General features: G+C 58.6%; 16 protein-coding genes and 3 tRNA genes. 16 read left to right on the top strand and 3 right to left on the bottom strand.

Annotation, left to right across the window (positions count from 1 at the left end):
- Window positions 1-2 precede the first annotated feature (2 nt).
- The 3 genes from PHQ58_RS06225 to PHQ58_RS06215 form a co-directional block, all read right to left on the bottom strand.
- The gene (locus tag PHQ58_RS06225; RefSeq protein WP_300108511.1) at window positions 3-1,784 is read right to left on the bottom strand and encodes a methyl-accepting chemotaxis protein; all 1,782 of its coding nucleotides are present in this window, start codon (window positions 1,782-1,784) and stop codon (window positions 3-5) included.
- A gap of 76 nt (window positions 1,785-1,860) precedes the next feature.
- Window positions 1,861-2,316, bottom strand: a complete 456-nt coding sequence (locus PHQ58_RS06220) for a cache domain-containing protein (protein WP_300108508.1) — start codon at window positions 2,314-2,316, stop codon at window positions 1,861-1,863.
- Window positions 2,317-2,489: 173 nt separating this feature from the next.
- A complete protein-coding gene (locus tag PHQ58_RS06215) occupies window positions 2,490-4,283 on the bottom strand; it encodes a methyl-accepting chemotaxis protein (protein ID WP_300108505.1) in 1,794 nt (597 codons plus the stop codon).
- Between the two features lie 298 nt (window positions 4,284-4,581).
- Between PHQ58_RS06215 and PHQ58_RS06210 the strand changes: the two genes are divergently transcribed.
- From PHQ58_RS06210 to PHQ58_RS06135, 16 genes are all read left to right on the top strand, one after another.
- Entirely contained in the window at window positions 4,582-6,105 is a 1,524-nt protein-coding gene (locus PHQ58_RS06210) for an anthranilate synthase component I family protein (protein ID WP_300108502.1), read from the top strand.
- Complete coding sequence (locus PHQ58_RS06205; protein WP_300108499.1) at window positions 6,102-8,348, top strand: diguanylate cyclase; 2,247 nt, start codon at window positions 6,102-6,104, stop codon at window positions 8,346-8,348. The genes PHQ58_RS06210 and PHQ58_RS06205 overlap by 4 nt, the downstream gene beginning before the upstream one ends.
- 2 nt (window positions 8,349-8,350) lie before the next feature.
- Complete coding sequence (locus tag PHQ58_RS06200; protein WP_300108496.1) at window positions 8,351-9,577, top strand: PDDEXK nuclease domain-containing protein; 1,227 nt, start codon at window positions 8,351-8,353, stop codon at window positions 9,575-9,577.
- A gap of 79 nt (window positions 9,578-9,656) precedes the next feature.
- Window positions 9,657-10,595: a phosphate/phosphite/phosphonate ABC transporter substrate-binding protein gene (locus PHQ58_RS06195; RefSeq protein WP_300108493.1), complete on the top strand. Its 939-nt coding sequence runs from the start codon at window positions 9,657-9,659 to the stop codon at window positions 10,593-10,595.
- Window positions 10,592-13,108 carry an EAL domain-containing protein gene (locus PHQ58_RS06190; protein WP_300108491.1) on the top strand — a complete coding sequence of 839 codons (2,517 nt, stop codon included), beginning with the start codon at window positions 10,592-10,594 and terminating at the stop codon, window positions 13,106-13,108. The genes PHQ58_RS06195 and PHQ58_RS06190 overlap by 4 nt, the downstream gene beginning before the upstream one ends.
- Window positions 13,109-13,168: 60 nt before the next feature.
- The gene (locus tag PHQ58_RS06185; protein ID WP_300108488.1) at window positions 13,169-13,756 is read left to right on the top strand and encodes an aminodeoxychorismate/anthranilate synthase component II; all 588 of its coding nucleotides are present in this window, start codon (window positions 13,169-13,171) and stop codon (window positions 13,754-13,756) included.
- A 47-nt stretch (window positions 13,757-13,803) separates the two neighbouring features.
- A complete protein-coding gene (ltaE, locus tag PHQ58_RS06180) occupies window positions 13,804-14,883 on the top strand; it encodes a low-specificity L-threonine aldolase (protein WP_300108485.1) in 1,080 nt (359 codons plus the stop codon).
- Window positions 14,843-15,646 carry a LysE family translocator gene (locus PHQ58_RS06175; RefSeq protein ID WP_300108482.1) on the top strand — a complete coding sequence of 268 codons (804 nt, stop codon included), beginning with the start codon at window positions 14,843-14,845 and terminating at the stop codon, window positions 15,644-15,646. The genes ltaE and PHQ58_RS06175 overlap by 41 nt, the downstream gene beginning before the upstream one ends.
- 59 nt (window positions 15,647-15,705) lie before the next feature.
- Window positions 15,706-16,752 (top strand): anthranilate phosphoribosyltransferase, encoded by a 1,047-nt coding sequence (trpD, locus tag PHQ58_RS06170; protein ID WP_300108479.1) that lies wholly within the window; start codon window positions 15,706-15,708, stop codon window positions 16,750-16,752.
- A 1-nt stretch (window position 16,753) separates the two neighbouring features.
- Window positions 16,754-16,891 carry a hypothetical protein gene (locus PHQ58_RS06165; RefSeq protein WP_300108477.1) on the top strand — a complete coding sequence of 46 codons (138 nt, stop codon included), beginning with the start codon at window positions 16,754-16,756 and terminating at the stop codon, window positions 16,889-16,891.
- Window positions 16,884-17,678, top strand: a complete 795-nt coding sequence (gene trpC, locus PHQ58_RS06160; protein WP_300108474.1) for an indole-3-glycerol phosphate synthase TrpC — start codon at window positions 16,884-16,886, stop codon at window positions 17,676-17,678. The genes PHQ58_RS06165 and trpC overlap by 8 nt, the downstream gene beginning before the upstream one ends.
- Window positions 17,678-18,418, top strand: a complete 741-nt coding sequence (locus PHQ58_RS06155; RefSeq protein WP_300108471.1) for a uracil-DNA glycosylase — start codon at window positions 17,678-17,680, stop codon at window positions 18,416-18,418. Before trpC ends, PHQ58_RS06155 begins: the two co-directional genes overlap by 1 nt.
- Window positions 18,419-18,467: 49 nt before the next feature.
- A tRNA-Tyr gene (locus tag PHQ58_RS06150) sits at window positions 18,468-18,553 on the top strand.
- 66 nt (window positions 18,554-18,619) lie between these two features.
- Window positions 18,620-18,693, top strand: a tRNA-Gly gene (locus tag PHQ58_RS06145).
- Window positions 18,694-18,727: 34 nt separating this feature from the next.
- A tRNA-Thr gene (locus PHQ58_RS06140) sits at window positions 18,728-18,802 on the top strand.
- 81 nt (window positions 18,803-18,883) lie between these two features.
- Window positions 18,884-19,008: GTP-binding protein (locus tag PHQ58_RS06135; RefSeq protein WP_300108865.1), on the top strand; the 125-nt coding region annotated here is incomplete at its 3' end.

The following is a 19,008-nucleotide window of genomic DNA, read 5'->3' as shown; positions in this document are numbered from 1 at the left end:
GCTTAAAACGTTTCCCAATCCCCATCGTTGCTGCCACTGGCCTGGGCTGCGGGCTTGGGCGAGGGGGCTGCCAATGGTGCCGGGGCGGCTGGTTTGGCTGGTGTCGGTCTGCTGGGTGCGGCTTGGCCACGTGCTGCTGCACCTTTTGGCGTGCCAACAGCACGTCGGTCAGCCCCCTTGAAGTTGCTGACCTTGGGCGGGTGCGAGCGTACGGCTGCGGTGGGCACGGCCATGTGGGTGGCATCACCGGCGCCGAGTTTGAACACCGCCACGGTTTGCACCAGGTCTTGCGCTTGTGACCTGAGGCTTCCTGCTGCTGCGGCCATTTCTTCCACCAAGGCAGCGTTTTGCTGCGTCACCTGGTCCATTTGTGTCACCGCTTCACCGACCTGGCTGACACCCTGGCTTTGCTCGTTGCTGGCCGCGCTGATCTCGCCCATGATGTCGGTCACGCGGCGAATGCTGCTGACCACTTCCTGCATGGTGCTGCCAGCCTGATCGACCAGCGTGGTGCCCTGCTCCACGCGCTCGACACTGGCGTTGATCAGGGTCTTGATTTCCTTGGCGGCTTCGGCGCTGCGCCCGGCCAAGCTGCGCACCTCGCTGGCCACCACCGCAAAGCCACGGCCCTGTTCGCCGGCGCGGGCGGCTTCTACGGCAGCGTTCAGCGCCAGAATGTTGGTCTGGAACGCAATGCCGTCAATCACACTGATGATGTCGCTGATCTTGCGGCTAGCCTCATTGATGCCTTTCATGGTGTCAACCACCTGGGCTACCACTTCGCCGCCCTGGATGGCCACGCTGCTGGCGCTCATGGCAAGTTGGTTGGCCTGGCGGGCGTTGTCGGCGTTTTGTTTCACGGTCGAGCTAAGTTCTTCCATGCTGGCGGCGGTTTGCTCCAGCGCGCTGGCTTGGCTTTCGGTGCGGTCGCTCAGGTCTTGGTTGCCCTGCGCGATCTCGGCGCTGGCAGTCGCTACTGATTCTGAGCCTTGGCGCACATGGCTGACCACGGAGATCAAACTGGCCTGCATGGTTGCCAATGCCCGCATCAAATCACCTACTTCGTCAGCACGGGCGGTGCTGGTGTCAACGGTCAAATTGCCCGCGGCCACGTCGCTCGCCACCTGGGACGCCCGCTGTAACTCATTGACAATTTTCTTCTGCATCACCCATGACAACCAAACGGCTACGGCGGCCGCCAACAAGCCCAACAGGGTCAGCACCACATTGGTATTGCGCGATCGAACCTGTGCGGCGGTGGCGGTTGCTTCGGCGTCTGATTCAAAGCTGGCCTCTAGCACGTTGACGGTTTTGTTCAGCGCGATGAAGGTGCTGTCGGCTGTCTGCATGGCAGCGATGCCGGTGTTGGGGTCGACGGACGACAGGTCAATGGCCGAATCGGCTTGGCCTGCGTACTTGGTAATTTGAGCGACCACACCGGCCATGTCCGTCTGGAATTTGGCGTTGTTTGTCTGGGACTGTGCCAAGGCGCTGGCCACCCGTGAGACACCACTCAGTTGCTTGGCCACATCGGCGCGAAATGCAGCAACTTTGGCGTCATCCATGGAGCCAATCAAGCCCAGGGTTCGGTAAATGCCCGAATGAATCAGCCCAAGCTGATGCTGGACATCTGCCATGGTTTTGAAGTTTTCCAGACCCGCCTTGAAGCCGACCTCATTGGCATCGGCCGCACGGGTCATCAAGAAGGCATTGATTTGTCCAAATGCCAACAGCACGATGGCCGTCAACAAGGGTGCGAGCAGCAGCTTGATGCTTAACTTCATGGCATTTCTCAAAAAAAAGAAAATATAGGCAGGGTGTCAAAATCCACCCCGCCAGTCTCTTGAACGCGTTGCGGAACTATTTGTAAATGCCGCCACACACAACCGCGTCATCAAGCTTTTCGCAGTACATGCTCTTGGGTTCGATTTTTTTGCTGACCGGGTTGGTGAACTTGTAGTCTTGCCAGAACGTGCCTTTGGACTTGGCAAGTTCAACACGTTCCTTTACAAATTCTTTGCCATCAATGTCTTTCAGGTCAATCAGGTTTTTGCCAACCATTTTGCCGTTGGCGCCGTGCGCCAGTACCGTGCCGTCAATTCCGTAAACCGTCAAATACAAATCTCGGTCATTGAATTGGCCGCCTTTGTTGCTGATTTCGGCGAAACCTTTGTCTTTGCCATTGGTCTTAATGAACGCCACACCCTTTTTGACCATGGCAGTGGCCTCCGCCGCAGTGGCTTTGGTTTGGGCCTGAACGGCAAACGGAACAGTAAGTGCGCACACCAGGGCTGAGAGAATAAAGGACTGTTTCATGGAGTCTCCTGTCTAAGAATTAACTGATCTGCCTCCCCTGATTTCGGTTCATTTTTGCCAAACTGAAGTTGGCTCAGTGCGATGATACGGATGTTTTTGTCCGCTGTTCAGCAAAAAAGGCAAGGGTTTTCACGGGGCTGCTCAGCCGTGCCACTTGCCTTTGGCGTCTGCCGTTAAAACGTTTCCCAATCCCCATCACTGTTGCCACTGGCCTGGGCTGCCGGCTTGGGCGCAGGGGCGGCCAGCGGTGCCGGGGCGGCTGATTTGGTCGGTGCTGGTCTGCTGGGTGCGGCTTGGCCACGCGCTGCTGCACCTTTGGGCGTGCCAACGGCTCGTCGGTCAGCACCCTTGAAGTTGCTGACTTTGGGCGGGTGGGAGCGCACGGCGGCGGTGGGCACGACCATGTGGGTGGCATCACCTGCGCCGAGTTTGAACACTGCCACGGTTTGCACCAGGTCTTGCGCTTGTGACCTGAGGCTTCCTGCTGCTGCGGCCATTTCTTCCACCAAGGCAGCGTTTTGCTGCGTCACCTGGTCCATTTGTGTCACCGCTTCACCGACCTGGCTGACACCCTGGCTTTGCTCGTTGCTGGCCGCGCTGATCTCGCCCATGATGTCGGTCACGCGGCGAATGCTGCTGACCACTTCCTGCATGGTGCTGCCAGCCTGATCGACCAGCGTGGTGCCCTGCTCCACGCGCTCGACACTGGCGTTGATCAGGGTCTTGATTTCCTTGGCGGCTTCGGCGCTGCGCCCGGCCAAGCTGCGCACCTCGCTGGCCACCACCGCAAAGCCACGGCCCTGTTCGCCGGCGCGGGCGGCTTCTACGGCAGCGTTCAGCGCCAGAATGTTGGTCTGGAACGCAATGCCGTCAATCACACTGATGATGTCGCTGATCTTGCGGCTAGCCTCATTGATGCCTTTCATGGTGTCAACCACCTGGGCTACCACTTCGCCGCCCTGGATGGCCACGCTGCTGGCGCTCATGGCAAGTTGGTTGGCCTGGCGGGCGTTGTCGGCGTTTTGTTTCACGGTCGAGCTAAGTTCTTCCATGCTGGCGGCAGTTTGCTCCAAGGCGCTGGCTTGGCTTTCGGTGCGGTCGCTCAGGTCTTGGTTGCCTTGGGCGATTTCGGCGCTGGCAGTCGCTACTGATTCTGAGCCTTGGCGCACATGGCTGACCACCCCCAACAAGTTGTCTTGCATGCGGGCCATGGCAGCCACCACGCTGGTGTTGTCGCCACTAGCCACCTTAATGGCGTTGCTCAAATCTGAGTTGGCAATGGCGTTGGCCAGCTTGGACACCTCGGCAGGTTCGCCGCCAAGCTGCTGGACGATGCTGCGCGTCACCAGAACAGCCAACCCGAACCCGACCAGCAAACTCAGCAAGGCAAAGCCGATCAAGACGTTTCGTCCGTTGACGTAGCTGCTGGTTGACGCATCGTATTGCTGGGTGTTGAGCGTTTCCTGCCGCATGATGTTGTCGTCAATGGTGGCCAGCCAGGCCGTGGTGGCGGGCGCTGCTTGTGCCATCAGCAAGGTGGTAGCCTCTTGCGTTTTACCCGCTAGCCCCAGTTCAATCACCTGCGTGTTCAGCGGGCGGGCTTTGGCGGCCGCAGCATCAATGGCGTCACGTTTGCTTTTGCCCTGCTCACCGGCGGGGAATTTGTCCATCGCTGCACGGGCCTTGTCGTAGCGAAGGCGCTCGTCGTCGATTTTCTTTTTCTCCGTCGCTTTTTCAGCGTTGTCGGTCAGCAGTACCACGCTGCGCATGACACGCGACACGATGTGGACCGACTCCGCCATGTTGGTGTTGATGGCAACTTTCGCGTTGTTGCTGTTGACAACTTCGTCCAGGTTGTTTTGGATGCTCTTGAGTTCAAATAATGCCAAGGCGCTGGACAGCAGGGTGATCAGCACGATGACGCTGAACGCGATCGCCAGTCGGGTTGAAACTTTCAGTTGATTCATGGCGGGCTCGCAGCTTCGTTTTGTGATGGGGTTGTCATCATTAAGACCGATTTCACGCTGCTTTTGGCCCGTAACCACAACGCTTTGAGCCTTTGATCTGCTGTTTGGGATCTCGGTCAGGTGCCCATCAAAGTGGCAGGAATTCGGGTGCCACGAAGGGCTCGTCCGGCATCGCTGCAGATTCAGGAAGCGGGGTGGCGAAACGGGTTGGTGGTTGCGGTGCGTCTTGGGGCAAAATGAATTCTTTGTGTGTGGGCCGCCTGAATGCCCCACCGAGTTCCCCCAACGAAAGACAGTTGTGATCTCTGAAGCCGAATTCAACGTCCTGACCCAACAGGGTTTTAACCGCATTCCCGTGGTGGCACAGGCCTTTGCCGACCTGGAAACGCCGCTCTCCCTCTATCTGAAGCTGGCCAACAGTGCCCCCTTTAGTTTCTTGCTTGAATCGGTGGTGGGCGGTGAACGCTTTGGGCGCTACAGCTTCATTGGGCTGCCGGCCCGCACCTTGTTGCGCGCCAGTGGTTTTGGCGACCAGGCCCGCACCGAGGTGGTCACCGATGGTGTGGTGGTGGAAACCTCTAGCGCCAACCCGCTGGACTTTATTGCCGACTACCAACAACGCTTCAAGGTGGCCTTGCAGCCCGGTATGCCGCGTTTTTGTGGCGGCCTGGCGGGCTATTTTGGCTACGACGCGGTGCGTTATATCGAGAAAAAACTGCAAGCCACCTGTCCGCCCGATGAGTTGGGCTGCCCCGACATCTTGCTGCTGCAATGTGAGGAGCTGGCGGTCATCGACAACCTGTCGGGCAAGCTTTATTTGATGGTCTATGCCGACCCGGCCCAACCACAGGCTTACCAGTGCGCCACCGAGCGGCTGGCACAACTCAAGGCCCAGCTGAACCAGCCGGTGCACGCACCGCAGGTGTCGCCCAGTGCAGGGTTTGAGGTTGTGCGCGACTTTGCCAAGGCCGACTACATTGCCGCCGTGGAGCGTGCCAAAGAACTGATTGCCGGTGGCGACTTCATGCAGGTGCAGGTGGGTCAGCGCATCAAAAAGCGCTATACCCAGTCACCCCTGAGCCTGTACCGGGCACTGCGTTCGCTCAACCCCAGCCCTTACATGTATTACTACAACTTCAGCGGCGCCACGGCCGACGGCGCTGACTTTCATGTGGTGGGGGCGTCGCCTGAAATTCTGGTGCGTCAGGAGCAAGTCACGCAAGACGGGCAGTTGGTGCAAAAAATCACCATTCGCCCGCTGGCCGGCACGCGCCCTCGTGGCGCCACGCCTGAACTGGACAAGGCCGCTGAAGTCGAGCTGATCAACGACCCCAAAGAACGCGCCGAACACGTGATGCTGATTGACCTGGCACGCAACGACATTGGCCGCATTGCAGAAACTGGCAGCGTCAAGGTTACCGACGCCTTTTGCGTGGAGCGTTACAGCCATGTGATGCACATCGTGAGCAATGTCGAAGGCGTCTTGCTGGACGGCATGACCAGCATGGATGTGCTCAAGGCCACGTTCCCGGCTGGTACGCTCACTGGTGCGCCGAAGGTACACGCCATGGAGTTGATCGACCAGCTGGAGCCCACCAAACGCGGTCTGTACGGCGGCGCTTGTGGCTACCTGAGTTACGCCGGCGACATGGATGTGGCCATTGCCATTCGCACCGGCATCATCAAGGAACAGATGCTTTACGTGCAGGCGGCCGCTGGTGTGGTGGCCGACAGCGTGCCCGAGCTGGAGTGGCGCGAGACTGAGCACAAGGCGCGTGCGCTGCTGCGGGCGGCCGAGCTGGTTGAAGAAGGCTTGGAGTGAAAAGTCTTGTGCTGCGCCGGCGCTTGTGGCTGCTGCTGGCGGCAGTGCTGTTGGTCTTGGGTGCGCTTTTGGGCTTGGGTCTGTCGCGCGATCGTGACCGCCTGGAGGCTCAAGAGCTTGACCGGCTGATCACCCAGACCCGCGTGATCGAAGACAACCTGACGCGCCAACTTAACGCCATCAACCAAAGCCTGTTGGCCGTGCAGCGGGTTTTGCCTTATTGGCAGAGTAACCCGGTGGGGCACATTGAGGGGCGGCAAACCCTGGAAAACATGGCTGCAGCGGTGTCATCGGTGCGCACATTTTTGGTCACGGATGCGCAAGGTGTCGTGGTTTTTTCAAGTCGCGAAGAGTTGCTGGGGCGGAATTTTTTCCATCGAGATTATGTCCAGGCACCACTGAAGACACTTGACCCGAAGCGCCTGTACGTGAGCCAGCCCTTTCTGTCTGTGCTGAACAATTACGTCATCAATTTTTCGAAGGTGCTGCTCGATGACAAGGGCCAGTTTGCCGGCGTGGTGTCGGCCGCCATTGACCCTGTCGACTTTGAGATTTTGCTCAATTCGGTGCGCTACAGTGACGACATGCGGGCCATGCTGGTTCATGGTGACGGCCAGATTTTCATTAGCCAGCCCTACACGGGCCAGGCACCGGGGCAAGATCTGGCCGCCACGCCACCTTCGCTGAGCCAGCATTTGCGCAGCCAGCAGGCTTTGAGTCATTTCAACGGCGTGTTGGATGGCAGCAAAATTTCTCGGCTGGCGGTTATCCGCACACTGGCCCCAGTCGCGCTGGCCATGAGCAAGCCGCTGGTGGTGGTGTTGGACCGTGACCTCAGCGTGTTGTATCGGTCCTGGCAGCAGGCGGTGCTGGCGCAGGTCGTGGGTTATCTGCTGTTTGTGCTCTTGAGTGTGTTTGGTCTGTCGGTATTTCAGCGCCATCGGGCGCAAAAAATCGTCACCGCAAAGCGGCTCAAATTGGCAACCGAAGCCAGTGGTGTGGGCATTTGGGAGTTTGACCTGGTGACCAAGCACTACCAGTGGGATGACGCGATGTTCACCCTGTTTGGCTTGAATCCGAAAAATGCTGGCGCGCGCAATGACGAGTGGATTGGGCTGCTGAGCCCGCAAGACCTGCAGCGCATGCGCGAGGCCACACGGGTTGCCATCAAGCAAGATCAACCCTTCAAAATGACGTTTCAGATTCGTCGCCCAGACGGGCAGGTGAGGTTCATGCGCAATCGTGCGGCCTTGTACACGGATGACCACGGTGTGCCACGCCGCTTGATTGGCGCCACAGAGGATGTGACCGCGCGCAAGCTGGAAGAGGCCGAACTGCGCGTGGCGGCAGCCGCGTTTGAGTCGCATGAAAGCATGTTTGTGACCAATGCTCAGGTAGAGATATTGCGCGTCAACCAGGCGTTTACCGCGTTGTTTGGTTATGCCGCCAGTGAGGTTGTTGGAAACAACCCACGGCTGTTCAAATCAGGGCGTCATGAGGGCGATTTTTACGCCACCATGTGGGCTGAACTGCAAGAGCATCACAGTTGGCAGGGCGAGATATGGAACACCCGCAAAGGTGGCGAGGAGTTCCCGTGCTGGCAGTGCATCACGGCGGTGTGCGACGAGGCCGGGCTCATCACGCATTACGTGGCGACACATACCGACATCACCTTGCGAAAAGCGGCCGAGGACGAAGTCAAGCGCCTGGCCTTTTTTGACCCGCTCACCAACCTGCCCAATCGCCGCCTGCTAACCGACCGCCTGGTGCATGCGGTGACCCACGCCAAGCGCGACAAGGGCCATTTGGCGCTGATCTTTGTTGATCTGGACAAGTTCAAGCCAGTGAATGACCGTTATGGTCATGCTGCGGGCGACCTGCTGCTGCAATCGGTGGCGCACCGCTTGCGCACCTGCGTGCGCGAGTCCGACACCGTGGCACGCGTCGGTGGGGATGAGTTTGTGGTGCTGCTCGATGGCATTCGCCAGTCGCTGGATGCGATGCAGGTGGCTGAAAAAATCCATGCCGTGCTGCTGGAGCCTTTTCGCTTGATGAGTGGTCAAAGCGTGCACATTTCAAGCAGCGCCGGCATCGCCATGTACCCCGAGCACGGGCAGGACGAGGCCACGCTGTCGCACCACGCCGACGTGGCCATGTACGCCGCCAAGTCTGCTGGGCGCGACCAATATGTGGTGTATGACCCGGCGCTGGATCAGCCCGTGGCCGTGCGGATGGAGCCTTGACCATGGACGAAAAGCGCCCCCGCAAGATTGTCAAAGCGGGTCTTTCGCCTGGGGAGTTTGATCTGAATTTCAGCTCGCTGGTGGGTCGTATTCAGCAAGTGCATGAGGAGTTGACAGTTCAGGCGAGCCGGGCGGTCAATGCCAGCTTGACCTTGCGTAATTGGATGATTGGCCTTTACGTTGAGGCGTATGAGCGTCGTGGTGTTGACCGGGCTGAGTATGGCGACAAGTTGATGGATCGGCTGTCCGATAGCCTGACCCGGTTGGGTATTTCGCGTTGTGACCGTCGCGAGATTTATCGGTATCGCCAGTTCTACCTGACCTATCCCCAAATTGTGGAGGCGGCGGCTCCACAATGGCTATCCTTTGGGCTGCAGGGTGTGGGTTTAGAAGGGCAAGCCGTTGGCGATGCAGCTCCGTTGTCAACTGTGGAGCCGACTCCATCCTTCAGGATAGACGGCAAAACATTGGTTTCGCGACTGTCCTTCACTCATATAGTGGAGCTCATCAATTTGCAGGACGTCGACAAACGGACTTTTTTTGAGGTGGAGTGCATTCAAGGCAACTGGTCAGTGCGGGAGCTTAAACGGCAAATCCATAGCCTTTACTACGAGCGTTGCGGTCTTTCGATAGACAAGAAGAAGCTGTCCGGCCTCGTCCAGTTGAGCGCACAAAAGGCATCGCTTGCGATGACTGTGCGTGATCCGTACGTGTTTGAATTTTTGGGTCTGACCCCTCAGGAGGTGATGAATGAATCACATCTGGAGGGGCAACTGATTGGCAAAATTGAAGATTTCTTGCTTGAGTTGGGCCATGGGTTTTGCTTTGAGGCCCGTCAAAAGCGGATTTTGATTGGCGATGAGTATTACTTTGTTGACTTGGTTTTTTACCACCGCATCCTGAAATGCCACGTCCTGGTGGAGTTGAAACTGGCCGAGTTCAGCCATGAGAACATCGGCCAACTCAATACTTATGTGAGTTGGTACAAACAAGAGATGATGTCAGAGGGGGACAACCCACCCATTGGCATCCTGTTGTGTACGCATAAAAAGCATTCCCTGGCCAAGTTTGCGCTGGCGGGCATGGACAACCAACTGTTCGTGTCAAAGTACCAGTTGGAATTACCCAAGAGCGAGGACATTGTGCGGTTTTTGGAGCAGAAGCTTCAAGAAGCGTGTGTCGACCAAGCAGATTCACCGAAAGGGGCAGGGGGAAGTGAATGCAAATAAAAGTTGAACACCTGGCAGCGGCGCTACAAGTCAAATTTCAAGGCCATGCGGGCCATGAAAGTTAACCTGAGGGAACGCGATGTTTGAGTTACTCAAGTGCCCACAGCGTCCAGCCATTCGGTATTTGCTTGGCTTGGCTGTCGTGTGCCTTTTGGGCTTGGCAGGCTGTAGCCGTGAAGAGACCACCCCCGCACCGCAGTACACCAACAAGCCCGCGGTGACCGACCCGACCACACGCTATATTTTTGCCGTGCATCCGTTGCAAAACCCGCAGCTGTTGCATCAAAAATTTGAGCCTTTGATGGCTTACCTGGAAACCCAGTTGCCCGGCACCTCGTTTGACCTTGAGACCTCTAGCGACTACGCCGACTATGAGCGCAAACTTCGCGTGGGCAAATCGCACTTTTCATTGCCCAACCCCTACCACGCGGCCCTGTCACGCGATTGGGGTTATCACGTGATTGCAAAAATGGGCAACGACGAGCTGTTTCGCGGGGTCTTCATTGTGCGCAAAGACAGCCCCATCCAAACCCCTGCCGACTTGCGTGGCAAAGTGGTGGCATACCCCGCGCCCACGGCCTTGGCGGCGGCCATGATGCCGCAGCTCTACTTGCAAAAAAATGGCATCAACGTGGCCACCGACATTACCAACAAGTACGTCGGCACGCACAACTCGTCCATCATGAACGCCTATTTGCATCAGAGCGACATCAGCGCCACCTGGCCGACGGCGTGGCAGGCATTTGAGAAGTCCAACCCGGTTGAAGCGGCTGACCTGAAAGTGATCTGGCAAACGCCCACCCTGATTCAAAACGCCATCGTTGCACGCAACGATGTGCCGCCTGAGGTGGTGGCGCAAGTCAAGCGGGTGCTCATTACTCTGCAAGACTCTGCCCCAGGGCAACAGCTCTTGAAAGGCATTGACACCACGCGTTTTGTCAGCGCCAGTGACTCGGACTTTGAGGTCGTCATGACGTTCATGGCCGAATTCAATCGGCTGGTGAAAAACCAAAAATGAGGGATCACCCCGTGCGCCTACCTGGCTGGTTGTCGGGCACGGTACGCCGCCAGTTAATCTGGGGCGTGGCGCTGGTGCATGCCGTCATGATGAGTTTGTTTGTGTACGACTTGTCGCTGCGCCAGCGCGATTTTTTGATCGAGAGCCAAACCAGCCAGGCCATCAGTCTGGCGCAAAACTTGAGCCTGATTTCTGCCACGCCCCTGCTGTCGTCAGACTTGTCCGGCTTGCAGGAGTTAACGATGGCCATCAGCGCCTATCCCGGTGTCACACATGTGATGGTGGTGTTGCCCAGCGGCAAAATTGTGGCGCATGGTCAGCCTGGCTTGCGTGGCCAGTTTTTGGCGGATGCCGACCGCTTTGCCGTTGCGGTTGACCCCAGCCCCCAGTTGCTGGTGCGCAGCAGCACCCTGGCTGATGTGGTGGTGCCGGTGCTGGTGCAGCGCGACCGAATTGGCTGGGTTCGAGTGGGTGTGTCACAAAGTGCCACTGCCACCCGGCTTGCGGCGATCACCCAAAGCGGCCTGCTTTACACCTTGCTGGCAATTGCTGTCGGTGTCGTGCTGGCGTGGTTGTTGGCCAGCCGCCTGACGCGCCGCCTGACAGCCCTGGCCAAAGTGGCTGACGAGGTGAGCACCGGCAAATCACAGGTGCGGGCCATGGCGGGCGGCAGCGACGAGGTGAGCCATCTGGCGCGGGCCTTCAACATCATGCTGGACGCGTTGGGCGTGCAGCGGCAGACCGAGCGCGACCTGAAAGACGCGCTGCAGGCAGAAAAGGAGCTGGCGCAGGTCACGCTGGCCTCGATTGGCGACGCCGTCATCACCACCGACGCCCGGGGTTTGGTGAGCTTCATGAATGAAGTGGCTCAACATCTGACCGGCTGGCCCCTGACTCAGGTGCTGGGCAAGCCCGTGGCTGGTTTCTTGGTGTTCAAAGACAGTGCCACGCAGGTGCGGCTGACCAATCCGGTGATGCAGGTGCTGGCCTCAGGCGTGGCTGCCCAGTCGAGCACGCACACCGTGCTGGTCAAGCCGCAGGGCAGCCTGGTGTCGGTAGAAAGCCTGGCCACGCCAATTTTTTCAGAACGTGGCCCGGTATTGGGGCACGTGCTGGGCTGTGTGCTGGTGCTGCGTGATGTGTCTGAGCGTGACCAGGTGCAAGAACGTCTGCAATGGCAGGCCAGTCATGACGCACTCACCGGCCTACCCAACCGCGTGCTGCTGGCCGACCGTTTTGAGCGGGCACTTGAAAAATCCAGGCGCGACAGCACCCAACTGGCCGTGTGCCTGCTTGACTTGGACAAGTTCAAGCCCGTCAATGACACCTATGGTCATTCCGTGGGTGACGCCCTGCTGGTGGCACTCACGGCGCGCTTGAACCAAGAGTTGCGCGCCGTCGACACGCTGACGCGACTGGGCGGTGACGAATTTGTGATCTTGCTTGAAGACCTGGCCGATGACGTGGATTTGACCAAGCTGCTGGCGCGCATTTTGCAAACCCTGTCTGAGCCCTTTGAGCTCCAAGGTCACCACATTGCCATCACCGGCAGCTTGGGATTTACGGTATTTCCGGCCGATGGCTCTGACCCCGACACGCTGCTGCGCCATGCTGACCAAGCCATGTACGTTGCCAAACAAACTGGGCGCAACCGCTACCACCGCTTTGATGTGCTGCAAGACATTCAGCAAGAATCCGTTCAGCAAACGCTGGCCCGGGTCAGCCAGGCGATTGTTGACAACGAGTTGCTGTTGTATTACCAGCCCAAGGTGAATTTGCGCACCGGCGACGTTGTGGGTTTTGAGGCTTTGCTGCGCTGGCAGCACCCGCAAGACGGCATGATTCCGCCGCTCTCGTTCTTGCCCCTGGTGGAGCAGTCTGATGTGATTGTGGCGATTGGCGAATGGGTCATTGAGCAAGCCCTGAAACAGCTGGCGCTGTGGCAGCAACAGGGTCAGACCTGGCCAGTGAGTGTCAACATTGCGGCGCGGCACTTTCAGCAGGAAGACTTCTTGCCGCGCCTTCAGATCTTGTTGGCTTGTTATCCGCAGGTGTCAGCGAGCTTGCTGGAGTTTGAGATTTTGGAGTCGGTGGCGTTGGGTGACGTTGGGGCCATGAAGACCTTGATTGCCAATTGCCGCGCTTTGGGCATTGATTTTTCGCTGGATGACTTCGGCACCGGTTATTCGTCGCTGAGTTACCTCAAGCGCATTCCGGTGCAAACCCTCAAAATTGACCAAAGCTTTGTGCGTGACATGTTGGAAGATGCCGACGACCGCGCCTTGGTTGAGTCCATCATCCACATTGCCTCGTTGTTCAAGCTGCATGTGATTGCCGAAGGTGTTGAAACGCAAGACCAGGGCGGGCTGCTGCTGCGCCTGGGCTGCGACGTGGTGCAGGGCTATGGCATTGCCCGGCCTATGCCTGCAGAGCAGGTGTTTGCCTGGGCCAGCGCGTTTGTGACTGACCCGCAGTGGCGCCAATGGGCTGGCGTCCAAAGCCCCCTTTACTAACCGGCTTGCTGCCTTCAGCAAGCCGCCTTGATGAAAATCGAACCACTTTAAATGACTGCCATGAAACTATTAATGATCGACAACTACGACAGCTTTACCTATAACATCGTCCAATATCTGGGTGAGCTGGGGGCTGACGTGACCGTGGCGCGCAACGATGAAATCAGCCTAGCTGACATCGATGCGATGCTGGCTGCCGGGCAGCTGGACCGGCTGGTGATCTCACCCGGCCCTTGTTCACCCAAAGAGGCGGGCATTTCGGTGCCCGCCATCCAGCACTTTGCGGGCAAGCTGCCTATTTTGGGGGTGTGCCTGGGCCATCAGGCGATTGGCGCGGCCTTTGGCGGCAATATCATCCGGGCGCAGCAGCTCATGCACGGTAAAACCAGTGTCATGACGACCACGCAAGAGGGCGTGTTTGCGGGCCTGCCTGCGCAGTTCACGGTGAACCGCTACCACTCGCTCTCCATCGAGCGCGCCACTTGCCCGGCCTGTCTGAAAGTCACCGCCTGGACCGACGACGGCGAAATCATGGGCATCAAACACACTAGCCTCGACATCGAAGGTGTGCAGTTTCACCCTGAGAGCATCCTGACCGAGCACGGCCACGCCATGTTGGCCAATTTTCTGAAACCAAGAGGCTCCTGAAGTAATAGCTGCTTGCGCTTATTTAATATGGCCTAGAGGCAATAATCATGCATAAAACACACCCCCTCATTGCTGACTTGCGCAGCGACACCGTGACGCAACCGACCTCCGCCATGCGTGCCGTGATGGCCGCCGCTCCGGTGGGTGACGACGTATTTGGCGACGACCCGAGCATCAACGCGCTGCAGGACAAATTGGCCGCGATGCTGGGGTTCGATGCTGCGCTGTTTGTGCCCACCGGCACGCAAAGCAACCTGTGCGCCATCCTGGCGCACTGCCAGCGTGGCGACGAGTACATCGTGGGCCAATACGCCCACACCTACCGCTGGGAAGGCGGTGGCGCAGCGGTGTTGGGCAGCGTGCAGCCGCAGCCCTTGAATCATCAGCCAGATGGCACGCTGGCCCTTGATGACATCGAAGCCGCCATCAAGCCCGACGATGTGCACTTTGCCAAAACCCGTTTGCTGACACTTGAGAACACTTTTGGCGGCAAATGGCTGCCGTTTGACTATGTGCAGGCGGCGACGGAACTGGCCGCGCACCACGGCTTGGCGCGGCATCTGGACGGCGCGCGCCTGTTCAATGCAGCCGTGGCGCAGGCGATATCTGCGGCTGGTGTTGCCGTGCCACCCAGCCAAGCGGCCATCGTGGCTGAAGCCCGGCGCATTGCCCAGTGTTTTGACAGTGTCTCGGTGTGCCTGAGTAAGGGCTTGGGTGCCCCGGTGGGTTCGGTGTTGTGCGGCAGCGCCGACCTGATCAAAAAAGCCCATCGCATCCGCAAGATGGCGGGCGGCGGCATGCGTCAGGCGGGCCTGTTGGCGGCGGCGGGTAGTCATGTGCTGGACCATCATCTGACCCGGCTGGCCGATGACCATGCCTTGGCGGCGCGGCTGGCGAGTGGCTTGCAGGGTTTGCCGGGCGTACAGGTAGAGCCACCCCAAACCAACATGGTGTTTGTCGATTTGATCGGCAACGCTAAGGCGCGCGCCCCTGAGTTGCTCGCTTATTTACAGCAGTATGGTGTCCTGGCCACCGGTTTGTACCGTCTGCGTTTTGTCACGCATTTGGATGTGGACCAGGCAGGCATTGACCACGCCGTGGCTGCCATCAGGGCATTTTTCAAGTGACGACGACTCGCCATGCGCCGACTTGGGCGTTGCTGCCAGGGCCAACAGCAAGGGCCTGGTGACGATGTTGCAAGCGCTGGGCGCCCAGCTGGCGGGCCTGTCACCGGGGGCCTTGGGCATTGATCACCTGGGCTTGTTTGTGCTGGCGGGTTGGTTGCTGAACCTGACCCCGGGGCCTGATGTGTTGTTTATTGTGACGAACGCGCTGCGCGGTGGGTTTCGCGCCGGCGTGGTGGCCACGCTGGGAATCAGTGCCGGTTGCTTTGTGCATGTGTTGGCAGCGGCTTTGGGGGTCAGCGCGCTGATGGCCGCGTCCAGTGCGGCGTTCACGGTGTTGAAGTGGGTGGGGGCGCTTTATTTGCTTTATGTCGGACTACAACTGATGTTGAGCAAATCTCGAAATACTATAAATTCAGTAGCTTCTAGCGTAATAGATACAAGAGCTAGAAGCCTAAAATCTATATTTTTTAAGGGCTTTGGGACGAATGCGCTCAACCCCAAGGTTGCGTTGTTTTTTCTGGCCTTTGTGCCGCAGTTCATTGCCCCGGGCGCCGCCAACAAGCCCTTGGCGTTTGGCTTGCTGGGCGTTCTGTTCACGGTCAATGCCTTGCCGATCAACCTGGCCTATGCCGGGCTGGGGGCATGGGCCTCCCGCCGCCTCACGTTGGTGCAGCGCGGCATGCATGGTCTGGAGCGTGTGGCGGGGGTGATGTTTGTGGGCTTTGGCCTCAAATTGGCCTTGACGGACAATCCAGCCCCGTGAAGCGCGGCCACTGGGTTGGCCGCCGTGACCAGACCCTATCCATCAGACCAAGGAGCGCCATGACTCACCTCATCACCATCACCCCGCAAGAAGCGCTGTTGCGCACCATTGAGCACCGTGAGATTTTTCACGACGAAATGCTCTACATCATGCGGCAAATCATGGCGGGCGAATGGAGTCCGGTGATGCTGGCGGCGTTCATCACTGGTCTGCGCGTCAAAAAGGAAACCATTGGCGAAATCACCGCCGCGGCGCAAGTGATGCGCGAGTTTTCCACCAAGGTCAATGTGGCCGACAAGACCCACATGGTTGACATCGTGGGCACCGGTGGCGATGGCGCGTTCACCTTCAACATCTCCACCTGCGCCATGTTTGTGGCGGCCGCGGCCGGGGCCAAGGTCAGTAAACACGGCGGGCGCAGTGTCTCAAGCAAAAGCGGCAGCGCTGATGTGATGGAGTCGCTGGGTGTCAATATCAACCTCACGCCGGACGCGATTGCCAAGTGCATCGAGCAAGTGGGTGTGGGCTTCATGTTTGCCCCGAACCACCATCCGGCAATGAAGAACGTGGCCCCGGTGCGCCGTGAAATGGGCGTCAAGACCATTTTCAACCTGCTCGGGCCGCTGACCAACCCAGCTGGTGCGCCGAACATTTTGATGGGCGTGTTTCACGCTGATCTGGTGGGTATTCAGGTGCGCGCGCTGGAGCGCCTGGGCACCGACCATGCCGTGGTGGTCTACGGCAAGGACGGCATGGACGAGGTGTCACTGGGCGCCGCCACGCTGGTGGGTGAGCTGAAAAACGGCCAGGTGACCGAATATGAGATTCACCCCGAAGACTTTGGTCTGACGATGGCCAGCAGCCGCGCCTTCAAGGTGGAAACGCCTGAGCAGTCGCGCGCCATGTTGCTGGGCGTGCTGGACAACGTGGATGGGCCGCCGAAAGAAATTGTGGTGCTGAACGCAGGCGTGGCGCTGTACGCGGCCAATGTGGCCAACTCGATGAAAGAGGGCGTTGACTTGGCGCGTGCTGCGCTGGAATCGGGTGCCGCCAAAGCCAAGCTGGCCGCCTTGGTGACGGCCGCACATGCCCTGAGCGGGGTTTGACATGGCACTTTTGAACACGGACGGCGCCTGGATCGCCATTGGCATCTCGGTGCTTTTTATTGTCGCGGGGCTGGTGTTGCACCGCGTGTTTATCAACATTCTCAAAAAAGGCTCGCAGGAGCCAACCCAACATGACTGATATTCTGGAAAAAATCGTGGCGGTCAAGCGCGAAGAAGTCGCCGCTGCCTTGTCGCGCAAATCGTTGGCCGATGTGCGTTATGACGCCGAGAGCCGCGTGCTGACGCGGGATTTTGTCGGCGCCATGCGCGCAAAAATTGCCTCGGGGCACGCGGCGGTGATCGCCGAAATCAAAAGAGCGAGCCCGTCCAAAGGCGTGTTGCGGGAGGACTTTATTCCCGCCGACATTGCTCAAAGCTATGCAGAATACGGTGCAGCCTGCTTGTCAGTGCTCACTGATGTGCAATTTTTCCAAGGCTGTGTGGACTTTCTCAAGCAGGCCCGGGCGTCGTGCCAATTGCCGGTGCTGCGCAAAGATTTCATGGTTGATTCCTACCAAATTTATGAGTCGCGTGCCATGGGCGCCGATGCCATTTTGCTGATCGCCGCTTGCCTAGACGATGCGCAAATGAAAGACTTTGAGCAGATCGCCCACGGTCTGGACATGGCCGTGTTGGTCGAAGTCCATGACGCCAGTGAGTTGGCGCGTGCGCTCAAGCTCAAAACGCCGCTGATCGGCGTCAATAACCGCAACCTCAAGACGTTTGAGGTGTCGCTTGACACCACGCTGAGCCTGATGCGCAACATTCCCGCTGAGCGCTTGTTGGTGTGTGAAAGCGGCATTCACAGCCGGGACGACGTGCTGCGCATGGGTGCGGCCGGGGTCAATGCGTTTCTGGTCGGTGAGGCCTTCATGCGTGCCCCAGAGCCAGGGGCGGCGCTGGCCGCGTTGTTTGATCCGACCTGATGGCAGCCCTGCGCGCGTGGGCGCCCAATGCTTGGCCGGTTGCGCCTGATTGGTCAGCTCTGGTCGATGATTATTTGCGCAGCCCCGCGGGCCAGCGACTGGCCACCCTGCTTCAGCAGCGCCTGGATGCGGGTGCCACCATCTTTCCTGTGTACCCGTTCCGCGCCCTGGAGCTCACCGCATTGGCTAGCGTCAAAGTGGTGATTCTTGGGCAAGACCCCTACCACGGCGCCGGCCAGGCGCAAGGGTTGGCCTTTTCAGTCGCGCCGGGTGTGGCCTTGCCGCCTTCGCTGCGGAATATTCTCAAGGAGTTGGCACGTGACCCGGAGTTGCAGGCCTCGGGTGCTGGGTTCCAGGGCTCACTCGTTGGATGGGCTAGGCAAGGCGTTTTGTTGCTGAATACCTGCCTAACGGTGGAGGAGGGGCGGCCTGCCAGCCACGCGCGCATCGGCTGGGATGGCTTGACCCGTGCAGTCATTCAGGCGGTGGTGCAGCGGCATCAGCCGGTGGTTTTTATGCTGTGGGGCGCCCATGCGCAAGCATACCAATCCTTGATCTTGGCAGAAGATGATTCGCAATCACCAACAGTGCTGGTCTTGACGGCTAACCATCCTTCACCCTTGTCGGCGTTGCGCCCACCCAAGCCGTTCATCGGGTGCGGCCACTTTTCGCAGGCAAACCATTTTTTGCAGTCGCATGGTCGGCCGCCCATCTATTGGACAGATTTCGGTGAAAAGTAAATTACTTGGCAATAGCGCAGATTTGGTGGCATAATCAGCGGCTCACAGTGGAGAGGTGGCCGAGTGGTTAATGGCAGCAGACTGTAAATCTGCCCTCTTACGAGTACGCTGGTTCGAATCCAGCCCTCTCCACCAATGAATTTGAGTGTGACGCTGCTGCGAAGCGTGGTGCGCTGACAGGTTGACGGGTTCAGCTTCGAGGCGGGAGTAGTTCAATGGTAGAACCCTAGCCTTCCAAGCTAATGACGCGGGTTCGATTCCCGTCTCCCGCTCCAGTGTTTGCGCAGTTGGCTAGTGCACAGGTATATCGCCCATTTGGCTCAGTGGCAGAGCACTCCCTTGGTAAGGGAGAGGTCCCGGGTCCGATTCCCGGAATGGGCACCATTTGGGTGTTTTGCATTCAACTGGTTGTTGTAGGTTGATCGCCTTTTTTATTGACCGTCTTTTAATCTTCGGAGTCTGAAAATGGGAAAAGAAAAATTCACGCGCACCAAGCCCCACGTCAACGTGGGCACCATCGGTCACGTTGACCATGGCAAAACCACCCTGACAGCGGCCATCACCTCGGTGTTGGCAGCCAAATTTGGTGG

This window comes from Rhodoferax sp. (assembly GCF_028688795.1).
In the GTDB taxonomy this organism is placed as follows: Bacteria; Pseudomonadota; Gammaproteobacteria; order Burkholderiales; family Burkholderiaceae_C; genus Rhodoferax.
The sequence above is the reverse complement of the archived record's forward strand: the minus strand, read 5'-3'. Positions and strand labels throughout refer to the sequence as shown.